Below are 17648 nucleotides of genomic sequence, written 5' to 3'. Positions count from 1 at the left end.
GCTCATGCAACTGCGCTTCGATGCTATGGATACGCATTTAACCAAGCCGCTGGCCGGCTTGTACGTCATCACGAGCGACGAGCATCTACTGGCACTGGAAGCTGCCGACAAGATACGCAAGACGGCGCGTGCGCAAGGTTTTTCCGAACGCGAAGTACTGGTCGTAGATCGCAGCTTCAAGTGGGGAGAATTGCTGGCGGCCAATCAATCGCAATCATTATTCGGCGACAAGAAGCTGATAGAGCTGCGCATCCCCACCGGCAAACCCGGCAAGGATGGCGGCAAGGCCTTGCAGGATTATTCAGCCTCTTTAAGTCCCGATAACGTGACGCTGATTACCCTGCCAAAACTGGACTGGGCGACGCAAAAAGCCGCGTGGGTCGCCAGCTTGCAGCAAGCCAGCGTATTCATCGATATTCCTTTGGTCGAACGCGCACAATTACCCGCGTGGCTGGGCGTGAGATTGGCAGCACAGCGCCAAAGCGCAAACCGGGAATGCCTGGATTTCATCGCTGAACGGGTAGAAGGCAATCTGCTCGCCGCGCACCAAGAGATCCAAAAACTGGCGCTGCTCTATCCGGAAGGTCCGCTGAGCTTCGAGCAGATACACGATGCGGTGCTGAATGTGGCACGCTATGACGTATTCAAGCTGAATGAAGCAATGTTGAGCGGCGATACCGCAAGACTGGTCCGCATGCTGGAAGGTTTGCAAGGCGAAGGCGAAGCGTTACCGCTGGTGTTATGGGCAGTCGCTGAAGAAATTCGTACTTTATTGAAATTAAAATCAGGCGTCGCACAAGGCCGACCATTAAGCCAGTTGACGAAAGAGCATCGTATCTGGGGCCCGCGCGAACGACTGATAGAACCCGCATTACGCAGGCTGAAATTAGCTACGCTGGAAAGCGCACTGCAGGAAGCGGCACAAATCGATAAGATGGTGAAAGGCTTGCGCGCCAAGAAGTTTTCGGGCGATGCCTGGGATGCAATGCTGCAACTGGGATTGAAAATCGCCCGCGGCTGATAGCTGAAGTTACAGTGCAGATTACAGTGCACTTGCGATAAAGCTTAGCGCAGCCATATATGGCTAACACCAAGCGGCGATAGCAAGCCCTAGCAGTAGCAAAGAATTCGTTTCAAGCAGTTGCAGCTTGTATTTCGCTGTAATTCCGCTGTATTTATTAATCAATCGCAGTACCAACCATTCCTGAACAAAATGGACATCAAGCAATACATGAAAGAAGTCGGTCAACGTGCACGCAAGGCTTCGCGTGCCATGGCCAAGGCTGATACCGCTGCCAAGAACAAGGCTCTGTCGCTGATCGCCGCTGCGATTCATCGCGATGCAGATTTGTTGCGCGCGGCAAATCAAAAGGATCTGGACGCCGCACGTGCCAACGGTTTGGCACCGGCCTTGCTCGATCGTCTGACCTTGTCCGATAAAGCGATCGCCACCATGGCAGAAGGCCTAGAGCAAATTGTTGCGCTGTCCGACCCTATCGGCGAAATCTCGAATATGAAATACCGTCCAACCGGCATCCAGGTGGGCCAGATGCGCGTACCTCTCGGTGTGATCGGCATCATTTATGAAGCACGTCCAAACGTCACTGTCGATGCTGCCGGTTTGTGCATCAAGAGCGGCAATGCGACCATTTTGCGTGGTGGCTCGGAAGCGATTCACTGCAATCAGGCGCTGGCAAAAATCGTCAGCGAAGGTTTGGCCGGTGCTGGCCTGCCAGCCGATGCAGTACAAATTGTGGAAACCACGGATAGAGCCGCAGTCGGTGAATTGATTACGATGCCTGAGTATGTAGACGTCATCGTGCCACGCGGCGGCAAAGGCTTGATCGAACGCTTGATGAAGGAATCCAAGGTTCCGATGATCAAGCACCTGGATGGCATTTGCCACGTCTACATCGACAGCAATGCGGATTTGAAAAAGGCGCTGGATATTTCTTTCAATGCAAAATGCCATCGTTACGGCACCTGCAACACGATGGAAACCTTGTTGGTGGCGCGCTCAATCGCACCTGCGGTTTTGCCTGAACTGGCCAAGTTGTATGCAACGCAGGAAGTGGAATTGCGTGCAGACGATGAAGCACGCGCGATTCTGCAAGGCTATCCGCATTTGACCGCAGTAACCGAGCAGGATTGGAGCGAAGAGTATCTGGCACCTATCCTCGCGGTCAAAATCGTTGAGAACATGGATGAAGCGATAGAGCACATCAACAATTATTCGTCACAGCACACTGACAGCATCGTGACGGAAGACTACACGCGTGCGATGCGCTTCTTGCGTGAAGTCGACTCGGCCTCTGTAATGATCAATGCATCGACACGCTTTGCCGACGGTTTTGAATACGGCCTGGGTGCAGAAATCGGCATCTCGAATGACAAGTTGCATGCACGCGGACCGGTTGGTCTGGATGGATTGACGTCATTGAAATATGTAGTCTTCGGTCACGGTGAAGTCCGCGCCTGATTTGCGAGCATCCATTTCTTCATTTGGGAAACGCCATGCTTTGGATTAAAGCGCTGCATATCTTGTTTGTGATGTCTTGGTTTGCCGGCTTGTTTTATCTGCCGCGCATCTTCGTCAATCTGGCGATGGAAACCGATACCACCGCGACCACGCGTTTGCTGTTGATGGCACGCAAGCTGTACCGCTTCACGACGATACTCGCGGTCCCTGCCCTGGTTTTTGGTGGCGCATTGCTGATGTATGGTTTTGGACAAGGGCCGGGAAATGGCTGGTTGCATGCCAAACTGGTTTTGGTCTTGCTGGTGATCGGTTATCACCATGCTTGCGGTTCGCTATTGAAAAAATTTGAACGCGGTGCCAACCGGCGCAGCCATAAATGGTATCGCTGGTTCAATGAAGTGCCGGTCGTTCTGTTGCTGCTGATAGTCATTCTGGTCGTTGTCAAACCGTTTTAAATTGGGGAGCCTCCATGGCCAAGGTTTGTGAATATTATTTTGCACCGCAATCACCCTGGTCCTATTTCGGCCATGAACGCCTGCTCGCATTAGCGCAGCAATACGATGTGCAGATCGATATGAAGCCTGTCGATCTGTCGAAGATTTTCAGTGTCTCCGGCGGTCTGCCTTTGGCTAAACGTCCACCGCAACGTCAGGCTTATCGTCTGATCGAATTGAAGCGCTGGAGCGAGCATCTTGGTTTGCCTCTGAATCCGCAGCCGAAATTTTTCCCGGTATCCGGCGATCCTTCTGCGAAGTTGATCATTGCGACCAAGTTTGCGCACGGCACCGATGCAGCGCTTGCATTGACTAGCGCAGTGATGCGCGCCTTGTGGGCAGAAGACAAGAACATCATGGATGCGGATACGCTGATCGCCTTGGCGAACGCTGCCGGCCATGATGGTCAGGCACTGTTGAAATCGTCGGAAACGGCTGCCGTGCAAAACGAATACGAGCAATTCACCAACGATGCGATGGCGGCCAGCGTATTCGGTGCGCCTTGGTATGTTGTCGATGGCGTCGCGTTCTGGGGCCAGGATAGACTGGACTTCGTTGAACGCGCCTTTCAAGGCGCTTAACGAAATTAGCTACATAAGTTTGATTGAACAAGTTTGTTTGAACAACTTTTACTCATTAAGTTTTAAAGCAGTACTGCAACACCCAGTTCGCGCGGCGCATCCTCAAGATGCGGTCGCGCGTCTATTTTCATAACGGATAAAAGGTCCCCCTCATGTCAGCACCACATTCCTATTTTTGTCCCTGCCCGCGCGGTTTGGAAATCGCTCTCGCCGAAGAACTCAACGAGATCGCAGCATTACACGGCAGCGGCAACACGCTCAAGGTACATTTGCAAGTTCCCGGCGGCGTGCATTGCTCGGGCACACTGCAAGATGCGTATCGCATTAACTTGCATTCGCGCATTGCATCACGCGTCCTGATGCGCATGGCGCACGCCAGTTACACGACTGAAAACGATATTTACGATTTGACACTGGCACAACCGTGGGAAGACTGGTTCGCCGTGCATCACACGATACGTATCGACGTCACAGCGATCAAATCGCCGTTGCGTAGTCTGGAATTCACCACGCTGAAAATCAAGGATGCGATCTGCGATCGTTTCCGCGACATCTACAATGAACGTCCATCCGTTGATACCAAAATGCCGGACATGCGTATTGTCGGTTTCCTGGACGCACGCAACTTTACGGTCTACCTCGACACCTCGGGCGAAGCCCTTTTCAAGCGCGGCTGGCGCATGGAAACCGGTGACGCGCCCTTGCGTGAAAATCTGGCTGCGGGCTTGCTTCGTACATCAGGCTGGAAGCCAGGCATGACTCTGTTCGACCCTATGTGCGGCTCCGGTACCATCCTGGCTGAAGCAGCACAAATGCTGGCTGGCATTCCACCCGGTTTGCACCGCGATTTCGCGTTCGAAAAATTCGCCGGCTTCAGCAAAGAAGAATGGATAGCAATCAAGAGCAGCGTCAAACCAAATGCCTTGCCGACGGAACCAACGATTTTCGGCAGCGATATTTCCGGCGATATGGTGTCGATGACACGCAACAATCTGAACAAGGCTGGCATTCGCTTCGAGGTCCCGTTGAAGCAGATCGAAGCGCAAGAAGTGAAAGCGCCTAGCGAAGTGCCAGGCATATTGCTGACAAATCCGCCATATGGCGAACGTATCGGCATCCGTGGCGACAGCACCGTTGAAGCTGACGATATGGCAAAAGAATTTTTCAGCGCCTTGGGTACCACACTCAAACAACGCTTCGCTGGCTGGCAGGTATTTTTGTTTACCGCTGATCTCGGCTTGCCGAAATTATTGCGCTTGAAAGAAGCGCGTAAAACACCCTTCTTCAACGGTGCGCTGGAATGTCGTCTGTTCCGCTTCGATATGGTGGCCGGCTTCAATCGCCGCGAACAGGCAAAACCCAAAACCGACGCCGCCGAATAATTTCCGTAATCACGGAATACTGAAGTCTCCTGACACTATGCTGTCAGGAGCACTTCCGCATGATGCGTACTGCCATTTGGCATTTCACGCGAGAACATCATGCATACAAAAATAAACTGGTTCGAAATCCCATCCACCGACTTCGGTCGCGCCATCCGTTTCTATGAAACGCTGTTCGACACTACCCTTCGCCGCGAAAAACCAGATTCTGACTCACTCGACATGGCCTTGTTCAGCGATACCGGCGGCATCCCTTGCGGCTGCGTGACGCATGGTGAAGGCTATTCTCCAAGCAGCAGCGGCACATTGATCTATCTGGATGCAAGTCCCTCCATCGATGCCGTACTCGCACGCATAGAACCAGCAGGCGGAGAAATTCGTTTGCAAAAAATGGAGTTGCCCAACGATATCGGCTACATCGCACACTTCATCGATACCGAAGGCAATCTGCTGGCACTGCATTCACAGCATTGAGCCAGAAATTTATGGAGCAGCCGTTCAGCAGGCGTCGCTGGACGGTAAGGCATGCATTTGTCAGAATGAGGCGACGCTTCATTCTGACGCTGCCTAACTAACGATCGAACACAATATGATCTATCAATTTTCATCGCTTCGCAGTTGCGTCCCACTTGCCAGCAATGAATGCGGCACTGGCACTCATTGCAAACATCATGCGACGCGCTGAACGCCTGTTCCAGATCGCCCAGTATTTGCGCGGTCGCCGACTGACGACGGCACATCAATTATCAGAATGGCTGGCGGTATCCGAGCGTACGATTTATCGCGATATACGCGACCTGTCTACATCGGGCATGCCTATCGAAGGTGAAGCGGGTGTCGGCTATCGCGTCAGAGCCGGCTTCGATTTACAACCCTTGATGTTTTCTACGGACGAGATAGAAGCAATGGTCGCCGGCATGCGCATGGTGCAGGCATGGGGCGGCCCACAACTCGCAGCATCCAGCGTCGCGGCATTAGCCAAAATCACACTCGCTCTGCCACGCGAGAAACGCGACTTCGTCGAAGCGACGCCACTGTTCGCGCCCGACTTTCACATCGATCCCAGCCATGGCAAGCGACTCGAATGCATACGCCAGGCCATCGGCAAACAACACAAACTACAACTCGATTACATCGACGCCAAACAACAAGCCACGCAGCGCGTTATCTGGCCTTTAGCCTTGTATTACTGGGGCAGCGGCTGGTCAATTGCCGCATGGTGTGAAACACGTAGCGACTTCCGCTCTTTCCGCCTGGATCGTGTGCAGTTACTGACGCCGGGCAATCGCTATGACAGCGTCACCGATAGGCGACTGGCCGATTTTGTACGGGCGATGAAGCGGGATAATTCCTGTAACTGAGCTCCTGCCCCTAAGTCTCGCTCACAGGTCTTGCGCGCTTACGCCCGCTCTGAGCTTGCATCCCTGGATTTTTCCATTCACACACAACACCCGCCTGGCAATTGCTACCGGCATGCCGCATCGACAGTTGTAGCGAGGAATCCTCTGCAATTACGGTTTTTAGGCTTTTGCACAAATCCAGAAAAAACTTGACGCATGTAGAATGATCGTTCTACCATGCTTTACATGGATGATATTTCAAACACAGAAACGATGGACAAGCTGTTGGCCGCAACAGAACGTCTGATCTATGCCGGCGGTATTTGTGCGACCGGCATGGATGCGATCGTCAAATCGTCAGGCGTCGCCAGAAAAACCATCTACCGCTATTTCCGTACCAAGGATGACTTGGTTGCCGAAGCGTTGAGCAAGCGCGATGAACGCTGGATGCGCTGGTTTATCACGACCAGCAACAAGGCGGATACCCCAGCCGAAAGATTGCTGGCGACTTTCGATGCACTGGAAGAATGGTTTTTCACGCCAGATTTTCGCGGTTGTGCATTCATCAATGCCGCAGGAGAAATCGGCGATGCGAGTACGCCTATCCGTGCAGTCGCAAAAGAACACAAGGTCAAGTTACGCAACTTTTTACGCGAACTGGCAAAAGAATATGGCGCAGATGATCCGGATGAACTGGCAAGGCAATTTCTCATTCTGATCGATGGCGCGATTACAGTTGCTTTGGTGATGGATAACAAGGAAGCGGCACGCGATGCGAAAAAACTCGCCCGCAAATTACTGCGCCCTTGAATCTCTGCCCATAGCCCGAGCTGAATGCAATGCAGTTCCACTCATCCACTGGAGATCCTGATGTCAGTCAATCCTAATGTTCGTCCACCGCTGCCTCCCTTCACCCGTGAAACCGCGATGCAAAAAATTCGCGGCGCAGAAGATGGCTGGAATAGCCGCAATGCCGAGAAAGTTTCGCTCGCGTACAGCGTCGACACCAAGTGGCGCAATCGCGCAGAGTTCGTCAACAATCGCCAGGAAGCGCAAGCCTTCCTCGAACGCAAATGGAACAAGGAACTCGATTACCGCTTGATCAAGGAATTGTGGGCCTTCACTGATAATCGCATCGCAGTGCGCTATGCCTATGAATGGCATGACGACGCAGGCAACTGGTTCCGCTCTTATGGCAACGAAAATTGGGAATTCAATGCAGACGGTTTGATGGCACATCGCCACGCCTGCATCAACGATATGCCGATCAAGGAAGCTGACCGCAAGTTCCACTGGCCTTTGGGTCGTCGTCCTGACGATCATCCTGGTTTGTCGGATCTTGGTTTGTAAAAATCAAGGCAATCTGTACATCTGGTTTTTTCAAAAATACCTGCCCGACGTATCGCGTCCAGATATCACGTTGAAACAAAGTGATAAAGCGATCGTCGGATAGCGTTTGCATCGCCCCCACTCCCGCTTTTTCACACCGCAAACCCGTATTCACAGAAAAGCGCATACTTTGCCTTCTTCTGTATCGCTGGCACTGCCGATATTCCGGTAGCAGGATGCCGGCATCAAAATTTATACGCATCCAGTAAAGAAAGTAGCCCGATGTCTCCTGAAGAAACACGCCCTCCGTCCGTCACAAGAAAAACGGTCGTCATCAGCAATAGTGCACTCGCCATCATGCTGGCTGCATTGTCCATGCTCGGGCCTTTTTCCATCGATACGTATCTGCCGGCATTTCCAAATATTCAGGCCTCGCTGGGTGCCAGCGCGATTGAAGTGCAGCAAACGCTGACCGCCTACATGTTTTCATTTGCCGTGATGATTCTGTGGCATGGCGCATTGTCGGATGCATTCGGGCGACGCAACATCATCCTGGTTGCATTGGCTGTCTTTGCGGTTGCTACCTTGGGTTGTGCGTCAGCGCACAGCATTGAATACCTGTGGGCGTTCCGCATGTTGCAAGGTGTGGCGGCAGGTGCAGGTGTAGTCATCGGCCGCGCGATTATTCGCGATCTGTATGCAGGTTCAGAGGCAGAGAAATTATTGTCGCTGGTGACGATGATTTTTTCGATTGCACCGGCAATCGCACCGATACTCGGCGGCTGGGTCGTCAAGCATATGGATTGGCGTGCAATCTTCCTTGGATTGTTTATCTATGCGGTGTTGTTGCTGATTTATTGCTACAAACGCTTGCCTGAATCATTGCCGCCTGAAAAACGCCAACCCTTCAACCCTGAATTTTTATATCAAAGCTATAAGCGGGTTTTCCGTTCGCCACTATTTCATTTGAAGTCAGGTGCCATTGCGTTTAATTTCGCCGGTATGTTTTTGTATGTCGCGGCTGCACCTGTCTTTCTGGTTGAACATCTGGGGCTGGGGCCGGATCAATTCGGCTGGCAGTTTATTCCAACCGTGGGTGGCATTTTTTGCGGTGCGTTGACCGCCAATCGACTGGCCGGCAATATTCCTTTAGCTCGACAAGTGTTGATAGGATTTTCTTTGCTGATAGGCGCAGGCACATTCAATCTGATCTATCACGCAATTTTCCCACCTATGCTGCCATGGTCGGTCGCACCATTATTTTTTTATACCTTCGGTATGTCGATGGTAGCGCCTGGCGTCACGCTGCTGGTGCTGGATCTGTTTCCGAATATTCGCGGCATCGTCGCTTCCTGCCAATCATTTACCCTGACCATGCTGGGTGCATTGGTTGCAGGCGTAATCGCTCCGGTTTTATCGCATTCGCCAGTAGCATTGGCGTTCGGGCAATTAGGCTTCATCTTGATCGCCCTAAGCTTATGGCTGTGCGGCCATCGTTATAGACGTCTGCTGGATATGCGCAAGGAACCGAATGCGTGGGAAACGCTTGAATAGACCTTCAATGGCTCATCCGCAGGTATTCGCTGGCAGTAGTCACTGAGATCAAACAACGACTGCCCGGTTCTTCCCCATTTTTTTTGCGGCGTACATCGCACCATCGGCCAGCGTAATCAGTTGATCTGCAGTCGTCATATCTTCCGGCCAATACATCGTGATACCGATACTGCCCGACAGGGTGACCGTTGCCGCTGTCAGCGCAAACGGTTGTTGAATCGCCTGCAGTATTTTTTCTGCAACCTCGATTGCATCTGCATTGCCATTCAACATTTCCAGCACTACTACAAACTCATCGCCGGCCAATCGCACTACAGTATCGGTAGCCCGTACCACACCGACAATACGTTGTGCCAAGGTACGCAATAGTTCGTCACCGGCTTCGTGTCCATAGCCATCGTTGACGCCCTTGAATCCATCAAGATCGAGGAAGAATACTGCCAGCGGCTTGCCTATACGTTTAGTGCGCGCCATCGATTCCGGCAACCTCTGCATCAAGGCGCGACGATTCGGCAAATCAGTCAGCGCATCCTTCAAGGCCATCGCTTTCAACGATGCCTGTTGCATCTGTCTTTCGGTGATGTCATGTAAAAATGCGATGAAGCGATAACCTTGCTGCACCGGCACTGCTGCCAGCGCCAATTCAACCGGAAATTCAACACCATCGCGCCGCACTGCATTGATTTCAATACGACGATTAATCACATTGCTTTCACCGGTATTCAGGAAGCGATGCATGCCCCTGTGAAAACCATCCAGCAACCCTGATGGAATCATCAGCTCCGAGACCTTCTGCCCGATTGCTTCATGCCGCGTCCAACCCAGCAAACGCTCTGCCTGATCGTTCCAGTCGACGATGACGCCCTGCTGATCCATCGCAATAAAAGCATCATTCGCGTTTTGCAAGGTTGCACGCAATTCGGCTTCGCTATCTTGCAAGCGCTGCTGGATAATGATTTGCTGTGCAAGCGAGTCCTCCAGTGCTTTGGCTTTTTGTTCGATTTCGCTAGTGCGTTCCTGCACCAGATGCTCCAAATTTTCATTCAAGGACCGCAGGTGAATGACGTGCAGTCTTTCGCGCTCCACCATTTTTGCCAGCGTCATCGACAGCAGATGCACCTCATGGTAGCCATCAAGAATAGGAATCGTGTCTATCGTGCCGTCTTCGCTCTGACGCATGATGGCTGTACTCAGATCGTCCAGCGGCTTGGCCAGATGACGCGTCAAACCTATCGCCACGATGGCGAGTAGCAAACCGATTCCGCCGCCCACCATAAGAATCTGTTGCTGCAAATCGTGGAAAGTGGCGAGTGCCACTTCTTCCGGCTGGCGTATCAGCACTGACCATTTTAGTGAAGAGTCGGTGGAGTTGACGCCGGTTTGTGAATAGCCAGTCAAGTAACGTCTGCCATCCGGCCATTTTTCAGAGATTGCACCGGCTTTACCTGAACGCGCCAAGTTAAGGCTGGACGTACTGATCTTGGTTTCTTGCAGATAATCCGGCCCCAATATGATCATGCCGTCTTCGCGCACCACGATGACTTCGACCATGTATTGTCTGTCTGCAGGAATCAGCAAGGCATCAGCAACACCATGCGCCCACTCCCAGCTCAGGTGCACACCCAGCACACCGCGATATTCGCCGTTACTACGTCTGACTGGCAGCGATACATCGACAAAGCGCCAGTTTCCTTCTATCTCAGGCAGCTTTTTCTCCAGTAAAAGCGCCGGATGATAATCGCCGGTAAACAACTGTTGCTGTCCATTCCTGAACCAGGGACGTTGGCTGACATCGACACCTTCCAGCAAGCTGCCAGTCGAAGCAAACACGACACCAGAGGCATCCGTCAGACCTATCCATGCGTAGTTGGTAAATTTATTTTGCAGATTGTCGAAGATCTGGCGAATATCTTCGGGATTGTTTGCATTGCGCACGGTATTCAGATCTGCCACCACACGCGTCTGATCAATCACGCGGGTGATGCCGCGATCGAGAGAGTCGCGCATCTGCCAGGACAATTGCTGCAAACGTTCATACGCTTGCTGCTTGGCATAATCCTTTGCGAAATGATCAACCAGAATCAGCAGTGCCAGCATCGTGACAACAACAGTTGCACACACACCTATCGTCACTAGTGTGGCAAGTCGCAATCTATCTGCTTTTTTTAATCGCATCAGCGCGTCCCATGGCTATTGCCTTGGCGGCAGGCATCCTTCTTCAATAAGGCGTATTGATTGGATTTAGCACTTAATCACATCCAATACGTTCATGTTCGCCTAAACAGTGACTCTGTGCAAGCTACAAGCTAGTGCAAACTTTCCCTGCTGTATACAGCCTCTTCAGTGTGAATATATTTAATAGCGTGGATACGCATGCCGCCCGGCCCAAGTTGCACAACAAGTACTAGAAAGCAGCGGCATTGAAGGTGTGCAACGGGGCTCTACGGTTGGCTGGACTGGATGGGGCTGATCGATGCTGGCGCACCTTCAAAACTGGATAGATACATAGGCTATTACGAATCGTATGCGGCAAGCCACGAGACGCCGGATCACGATCACGCGATGCAGGAAGAAGTAAAGGATATCGCCAATGCAGTAGCGATGGCAGTAGTCGAACTGAGGGGGAATCGCTTATCGGTTCCCGATAAAAATCTTCAGCAACCCTGCCCTAAATAAAAAGTGCAAAGCGAATAGTCAGCGCATTCAAGACAATTCGCGCAACACGTTTTGCAGCACATCCGCATCCAGAGGTTTGTGCAGAATTTTCAGACGACTCGCAACGATTTGATTGATGCTTTCAGTCGACGTATCGCCGGTGATAATCACGGCAGGAATCTCGCTACCGCATACCTGGCGTACCGCACGTACCACATCAATGCCACTGGTATTTTCCGCCAGACGAAAGTCACTCAGAATCATATCGAATGCCGGGCCATTCTTTACATGATGCTGCGCCAGCATCAAGGCTTCATCCAGACCACCGGCGGCAATCACCTGATGCCCCCACGCGGATAAAAGCGCACGCATGCTATCAAGTACATCTACATCATCATCGACGACCAATACGGTTTTCGATCCAGCCATGCTGGTGACATTCAACACAGCGTTCGCTGGCTTTGCCGACGCACCAACGATAGGAAGACAGACTGAGAACACTGAACCGCGTTGCGGAACCGAGTGCATCAAGACACGCACGCCGAGCAAATCAGCGGTGCGTTTGACGATCGCCAGACCCAATCCCAAACCATGTTCACGTCGTCGCGCAACGTTACCGATTTGATAGAACTCGCGGAAAATCAAATCGGAATGTTCCTGGGCAATACCGATCCCGGTATCCAGCACTTGAATCTCGACAAAGTCGCCGCGATGTCGCACACCAACCAGAATTTTTCCATGTTCGGTATACCGCAGGGCATTCGAAATAAAGTTGGCGAGTATGCTGTGCAGCAGCGAACGATCGGTGTGAACCAATACCGAAGAAGGTCGCACGGTAAAACGCAGCTTCTGTTCAATCGCTACGGCAGCAAATTGCTGATCCAGCGTTTCCAGTACTTCCTGTACATCAAATATTTCCTGCTTCACCTTCACCACACCGGCATCCAGCTTGGAAATATCCAGCAATTGCACCAAGCCTTTCAATGCATTCTGCAATTTGTTCGCTACACCACCCACTTCATCAGCACGTACCGTAGGCGCACTACACAGCGAGCGCAAGGTTGCAATATAAAGACCGAGAGCATGCGTAGGTTGCCGCAAATCGTGACTGGCGGCGGCAAGGAATTGTGATTTGGAGCGACTGGCCGATTCGGCGCGTTCCTTCTCTTGTCGCAATTGTGCAATCAGCTCTGTGTTCTCGAATCGCAAGGCTACCGATTCCCGCACCGTACGCTGCAGATTGCGGCTATAGGCCAGATTCACACCCAGCAAAAACAGGGATAGCACGCCAAGAATGGAGAAAAGCGCGTCGCCATGCGCAAACGAACGCAACGCAAACGGCAAGACCGTAGGCAGCGAGAATGCATAATAAGAAGGAAGAAACGAAGACTGCGATGCGACTGAACCACCCGTCATGCCTGCCAGCACAATACAGATGAATACCGTTACAACCGTATTATCCGGCGAGAAGAACAGGATGCCGATAGAGCCCCACAAGCATCCGGACAAGCCGGCCAGCATCGCGTATTTCCGCCCGCGTCGCGTCGCCTGTTCAACTGCATGGCTGGTCGCCAGATCGCGCTTGACTACAATCATGCGTATCGCAGTCAACGCAAAAATTGCACCTGCCCACATCAGAAGCAAACTGCGATCCAACTGATCCCACAGTAAATAAACCGACAACACTGCAACCGCAATATTCCCAAAGAAAATGGGATTGGCCTGCCGATACAGGATATTGATCAGTTCGTCGAATATACGGGCATTGGCCTGATAGGCATTTTTACTTGATGGCATGGCATGCTTGTCCAAAGAAACGCGCATAAAAATTCGTATAGAAGTCCGCCAAAATGAGGAGAAAACCCATCGCAGTGTACTATTTGGCTGTTATTTCCATAAAACAAGCTTGCATTTGTTCAACCATTTAGCTTGTAGACCGAAAACTGCCAATGACGACCCGACTTGCCATCGCTGAAGATCATGCCTTGATACGGGAGGGATTAAAGTCCTTGCTGGCGCATGTGCCTGATCTCGAAATCGTCGCTGATACCGGCGATGGTGCCAAGGTCGAACAACTACTCGCGCAAACACAAGCCGATTTACTGCTACTCGACCTCGATCTGCCCGGCTGCCACGGCATCGCACTCGCCGCTCGCATCAAGCAACAACATCCGGCGATCAAGATTCTGATACTCACAGGTTCTACCGATCATGCCAGCGTCATCCAGGCTTTTGCCGCAGGTGCCGACGGTTATCTGCTGAAGCACGAAGACAGCAGTGAATTGCTGGAAGCCATCCCCGCCGTCCTCAAGAACACACGCTACATCAGCAAACTGCTCGGACCTATCGACAACTTCCAGGAATGCAGCGAACAGGTCACGCCACGCGAACAACAAATCTTGAAACTGATCGCGGCAGGACAATCCACTCAGCAAATTGCCGACACGCTTGAGGTCAGCATACTCACGGTACGCAAGCACCGACAAAATCTGATGCAAAAGCTGGCATTGCATAACGCGGTGGAACTGACCCGCTACGCGCTACGTCCCGGCACTGAATAGTTTTCTGCTATCCCCAACGCATCCCATGCATCGCCCAAGCAGTAACAGAAACCGCGGTCAGAACTGCGTCTGCACACCCATGCTGAATATATTGCGCGTGTAATTGCTGTAACCGATATTCGAAGGATTATCGATCCGCGTATATTGTGCACGCACGACCATATTGCGACCTGCCAACTGACTGATATCCCACAGACCGGTCAGACTGGCAGTCTTTTGCGTATCTTCGCGTGCGGGGAACACAAAGAGACCGGATGTGCCCTCGTCATACTTCACGTTTGAATAGCTATAGTTGCCGACTACCGTCCATTGCGGATTGATGCGATAGGCAGCAAACACGCTAGGGCCTTGCAAGCGCCGGGAATACACATTGTCATCGGCATGTTCGCGCTGCCAATTGTAATCACCGCCTACTTGCAGATTCGGCTGTACTTGTGCGACCAGACCGATACTGCCGAGTACCCCGCCTGCATTGCGATAATGATCCAGATGCACGGTACGGTCTATGTATCCAGCAGAGCCGGTCAAGGACAATGTCTGCGTAAGCTTGCGCGAGAAGCGTGCAATCACGCCAGGTGTGGTTTCATTCATCCGATTTGCCTGCCGCGAAAAACCTATATTCGGCTGAATGCTCGCACTCCACTCTTTATCGCGATAGATGAAAGCTGCCGATAGCGACATGTACTCATTGTTGTAATCGGATGTATCGAAATAACCGTTGCCCAGCAATACGCCTTGAAACAATACCGACCAATGTTCATTCAGGGGCACGACATAGCTACCCGTCATACTCCCGGTAGCGCCCCATGAAGACCTGGGCATCGCACCAGGATCTAAAACAAAGTTACCGGGAAATCCACCCACCATCGCCGGCACGATATTCGACACCGGGCCACCATTGATATTGTTGTCATGCACGATGCCGGCAAAGAATTCGATAGACCAGGGCTTGCCGGAAGCCTGCCGTGCAAACGCGGCAGGATCATCCTTCCCCAACTGTTCAATCAGATTGCTCATCTGGGTCGAGACCTGTCCTGCTGGTAGCAAAGGCAGGGTTTCCTTGTATTGCTGTGCCGCTTCTTCCCTGCGATCGACTGCCACCAGGATTGCTGCCAACTCAACGCGAGGATTGGGAGCCTGCGGCGTCAACACAATCACCCGCCGGTAGTTGGCAATCGCTGCATCAATGCGCTGCAAAGAAGCATTACAACGAGCCAGCACATACAAACGATCCGCATCTACGCTATCCGCCGAGGTATCAGCCAGCAAGGCGCAAGCCACGTCGGGCCTGCCGTTTTCCTGCATCAGGCGTGCCACCACCAACTCACTGCGACTGCTTGCAGCATCTGTAGCGGCAGCAGCAAACCCGTGTGTCAAAGGCAAAACAAATAAAACAGGAAGCGCTACTGCAACAGAGCGGAAGAAATTATTCATGAGGAAGAAGGAGGTGAGGGTTATTAAAATTGTGATTTCAGCGATTGGCCACAAACGTACCGCCACCACTCACACTACTGGTCGACATATCCCAACTCCCCTTGAGCGCTTCGGCTGCAGGTCCGTAAAACTGTCCATTTCTGATGAACCCCGTCATTGCCTGCCCGTTATAAGTGCCGTTCATCCCGCCACCGACAAACCCGTTGAATTGCACGAGATTCAAACTCGCACTGCCCTTGCCGTTATCAAACAGAACGCTACCGGGAATGGCTCCGGCACTGCGGATAGTCGCGAAATTAACATTCATTGTCAGATTGCCACCCACAGCTGAACTATCGCTCAGTGCTCCGCTCAAGCGCCCGTTATAGGTCGCATTCAGATTGGCAGGCCAGTTGGAAAGAGGCGTGACAGTATAGTTAGCACCCCGCTTCGCAGCATTCGCCAGCGCAATCTCATTCGCAGAGCTTGAAGTTGCCACGGCAACGGTGGTAGCCAAGGTGAGTGCAAGGCTCGCCAAGCTTCCAGCAGACACACCCGCGACACCTGCTGTCGTGGCTGCGCCATCTGGTGCAGAATTTATTATGTTGGCCGCCGCATTATTCGCAGCACGAATTGCATCATCATTTGTAGCTGTCGATGTTTTTTGCGACTCGCCTGTCTTTGCCGTTCCATCGCCCCCCATACCCACTTTCACCAGCAATTGATCCAGCTCAACCTGACTCAAGGTGCCGGATTTACTCAAGGCAGTAAATAATTCGGCCAAAGTAGCAGCCGATTTTTTATCGTCGGCGGATTGAGTGCCGGAAGAAACACCTTCGATTACCCCCAGCTGGGCTGCTACCGAAGCACTCGAGAATGCCGGATTAATATCGGCAAACTGTGTACTTCCAGTCTTGGTTTCAAGAGACTGAATTTTTGCAGCAATCGCTGCAAACTGGGCGCGCGTCAAATCTGCATCCAATGTGGACGAGGATGTACCACTGCTGGCAGAGAAAATTCCTGCATCAATAAGCTTTTGGTACTTATCCTGAGCAATGCTGGTCAGATCCTGCTGGACGATCGGCTGTATTTCCACTCCGGTGGTACCGGTTACCGGCTGAGCTTGTGTCGATGCGTGAGGCAAAGAAAGCAGTGCCAGCAAGACAGCCGACGCGCAGCTTAAAGCCAGCTTTTCCTGCATTACACCTGACGATTTGTACGGATAAATAAACGAGCGCATGATGTTCTCCCTTTAGGCCTGCCGCATATATGGCAGCGGCTAGTGGCGGGAAGAATATCAACGTGCAAAACACAAGTAAATACTACAAATGTAGTAGATGAATCAGATAAGCAGACTTCAAGTGCCGAAAAAATCCTCATGGATTCTTAACGAAATCTTCACGTAAAACATCGATTTTCTCCTATGAAAACTGATGAAAAATAATTCGCAAAAATCGTCAACCGACACCTTCGACTGGCGTTATGTACATACGAACTGAAAAACAGTTCGCACTATTTTCCCTACTTAATTAAGAGAGCATACAAATGAATAAATTAATCGCTGCCCTGGTTGCCGGTCTGTTTGCTTCCACCGTTTTCGCACAAGCTGCTGCCCCAGCACCTGCTGCTGCACCTGCTCCAGTAGCTGCAAAAACTGAAGCAAAAGCCGCTGTTAAAGCACCAAAAGCTCACGCTAAAAAACACAAAAAAGCTAGCAAGAAAAAAGCTGCAGCTGCTCCAGCAGCAGCCCCAGCTCCAGCTACCAAGTAATTCGCAGTAAATAAAAAAGACAGGCACTGCCTGTCTTTTTTATTGCCCGGCCAGACCGGATACTGGCCGGGCAAACTTTTGCTTATCGAA

The 17648-nt window shown here is 51.8% G+C and carries 17 protein-coding genes; 13 read left to right on the top strand and 4 right to left on the bottom strand.

The window, feature by feature from the left end:
* The first annotated feature begins 4 nt into the window (after positions 1-4).
* The 10 genes from holA (at position 5) to Hfont_RS04385 (ending at position 9159) form a co-directional block, all read left to right on the top strand.
* Positions 5-1021: a DNA polymerase III subunit delta gene (gene holA, locus Hfont_RS04430; protein WP_112990983.1), complete on the top strand. Its 1017-nt coding sequence runs from the start codon at positions 5-7 to the stop codon at positions 1019-1021.
* Between the two features lie 192 nt (positions 1022-1213).
* Positions 1214-2479 (top strand): glutamate-5-semialdehyde dehydrogenase, encoded by a 1266-nt coding sequence (locus Hfont_RS04425; protein WP_112990982.1) that lies wholly within the window; start codon positions 1214-1216, stop codon positions 2477-2479.
* A 35-nt stretch (positions 2480-2514) separates the two neighbouring features.
* Complete coding sequence (locus Hfont_RS04420; RefSeq protein WP_112990981.1) at positions 2515-2934, top strand: CopD family protein; 420 nt, start codon at positions 2515-2517, stop codon at positions 2932-2934.
* 14 nt (positions 2935-2948) lie between these two features.
* A complete protein-coding gene (locus tag Hfont_RS04415) occupies positions 2949-3554 on the top strand; it encodes a 2-hydroxychromene-2-carboxylate isomerase (RefSeq protein WP_112990980.1) in 606 nt (201 codons plus the stop codon).
* A gap of 152 nt (positions 3555-3706) precedes the next feature.
* Positions 3707-4936, top strand: coding sequence for a THUMP domain-containing class I SAM-dependent RNA methyltransferase (locus tag Hfont_RS04410; RefSeq protein WP_112990979.1), 1230 nt, complete (start codon positions 3707-3709; stop codon positions 4934-4936).
* 99 nt (positions 4937-5035) lie between these two features.
* Positions 5036-5410, top strand: a complete 375-nt coding sequence (locus tag Hfont_RS04405) for a VOC family protein (protein ID WP_112990978.1) — start codon at positions 5036-5038, stop codon at positions 5408-5410.
* Positions 5411-5607: 197 nt separating this feature from the next.
* On the top strand, positions 5608-6297 hold the full coding sequence (locus tag Hfont_RS04400) for a helix-turn-helix transcriptional regulator (protein ID WP_112991705.1): 690 nt from the start codon (positions 5608-5610) through the stop codon (positions 6295-6297).
* Between the two features lie 225 nt (positions 6298-6522).
* The gene (locus Hfont_RS04395) at positions 6523-7086 is read left to right on the top strand and encodes a TetR/AcrR family transcriptional regulator (protein ID WP_112991704.1); all 564 of its coding nucleotides are present in this window, start codon (positions 6523-6525) and stop codon (positions 7084-7086) included.
* A 60-nt stretch (positions 7087-7146) separates the two neighbouring features.
* Complete coding sequence (locus tag Hfont_RS04390; protein WP_112990977.1) at positions 7147-7626, top strand: nuclear transport factor 2 family protein; 480 nt, start codon at positions 7147-7149, stop codon at positions 7624-7626.
* A gap of 261 nt (positions 7627-7887) precedes the next feature.
* Positions 7888-9159, top strand: coding sequence for a multidrug effflux MFS transporter (locus Hfont_RS04385; protein WP_112990976.1), 1272 nt, complete (start codon positions 7888-7890; stop codon positions 9157-9159).
* A gap of 48 nt (positions 9160-9207) precedes the next feature.
* Here Hfont_RS04385 and Hfont_RS04380 read toward each other — a convergent pair whose 3' ends face one another.
* Positions 9208-11334, bottom strand: coding sequence for a diguanylate cyclase domain-containing protein (locus Hfont_RS04380; protein WP_112990975.1), 2127 nt, complete (start codon positions 11332-11334; stop codon positions 9208-9210).
* Between the two features lie 285 nt (positions 11335-11619).
* On the opposite strand from Hfont_RS04380, the gene Hfont_RS04375 reads away from it, so the two are divergent.
* On the top strand, positions 11620-11835 hold the full coding sequence (locus Hfont_RS04375) for a hypothetical protein (protein ID WP_112990974.1): 216 nt from the start codon (positions 11620-11622) through the stop codon (positions 11833-11835).
* A 27-nt stretch (positions 11836-11862) separates the two neighbouring features.
* Here Hfont_RS04375 and Hfont_RS04370 read toward each other — a convergent pair whose 3' ends face one another.
* Positions 11863-13638 (bottom strand): ATP-binding response regulator, encoded by a 1776-nt coding sequence (locus Hfont_RS04370; RefSeq protein WP_241523007.1) that lies wholly within the window; start codon positions 13636-13638, stop codon positions 11863-11865.
* 125 nt (positions 13639-13763) lie between these two features.
* Here Hfont_RS04370 and Hfont_RS04365 point away from each other — a divergent pair, with 125 nt between their 5' ends.
* Entirely contained in the window at positions 13764-14375 is a 612-nt protein-coding gene (locus Hfont_RS04365) for a response regulator (RefSeq protein WP_112990973.1), read from the top strand.
* 57 nt (positions 14376-14432) lie between these two features.
* On the opposite strand, the gene Hfont_RS04360 is transcribed toward Hfont_RS04365, so the two are convergent.
* Entirely contained in the window at positions 14433-15809 is a 1377-nt protein-coding gene (locus Hfont_RS04360; protein WP_112990972.1) for a surface lipoprotein assembly modifier, read from the bottom strand.
* Between the two features lie 37 nt (positions 15810-15846).
* Positions 15847-17028 (bottom strand): hypothetical protein, encoded by a 1182-nt coding sequence (locus Hfont_RS04355; protein WP_112990971.1) that lies wholly within the window; start codon positions 17026-17028, stop codon positions 15847-15849.
* 305 nt (positions 17029-17333) lie between these two features.
* On the opposite strand from Hfont_RS04355, the gene Hfont_RS04350 reads away from it, so the two are divergent.
* Entirely contained in the window at positions 17334-17558 is a 225-nt protein-coding gene (locus tag Hfont_RS04350) for a hypothetical protein (protein ID WP_112990970.1), read from the top strand.
* The last annotated feature ends 90 nt before the right edge of the window (positions 17559-17648 follow it).

This window comes from Herminiimonas fonticola, assembly GCF_003293745.1.
In the GTDB taxonomy this organism is placed as follows: Bacteria; Pseudomonadota; Gammaproteobacteria; order Burkholderiales; family Burkholderiaceae_D; genus Oxalicibacterium; species Oxalicibacterium fonticola.
Note: the sequence above shows the minus strand (reverse complement) of the source record. Positions and strands in the feature narration are given on the sequence as shown.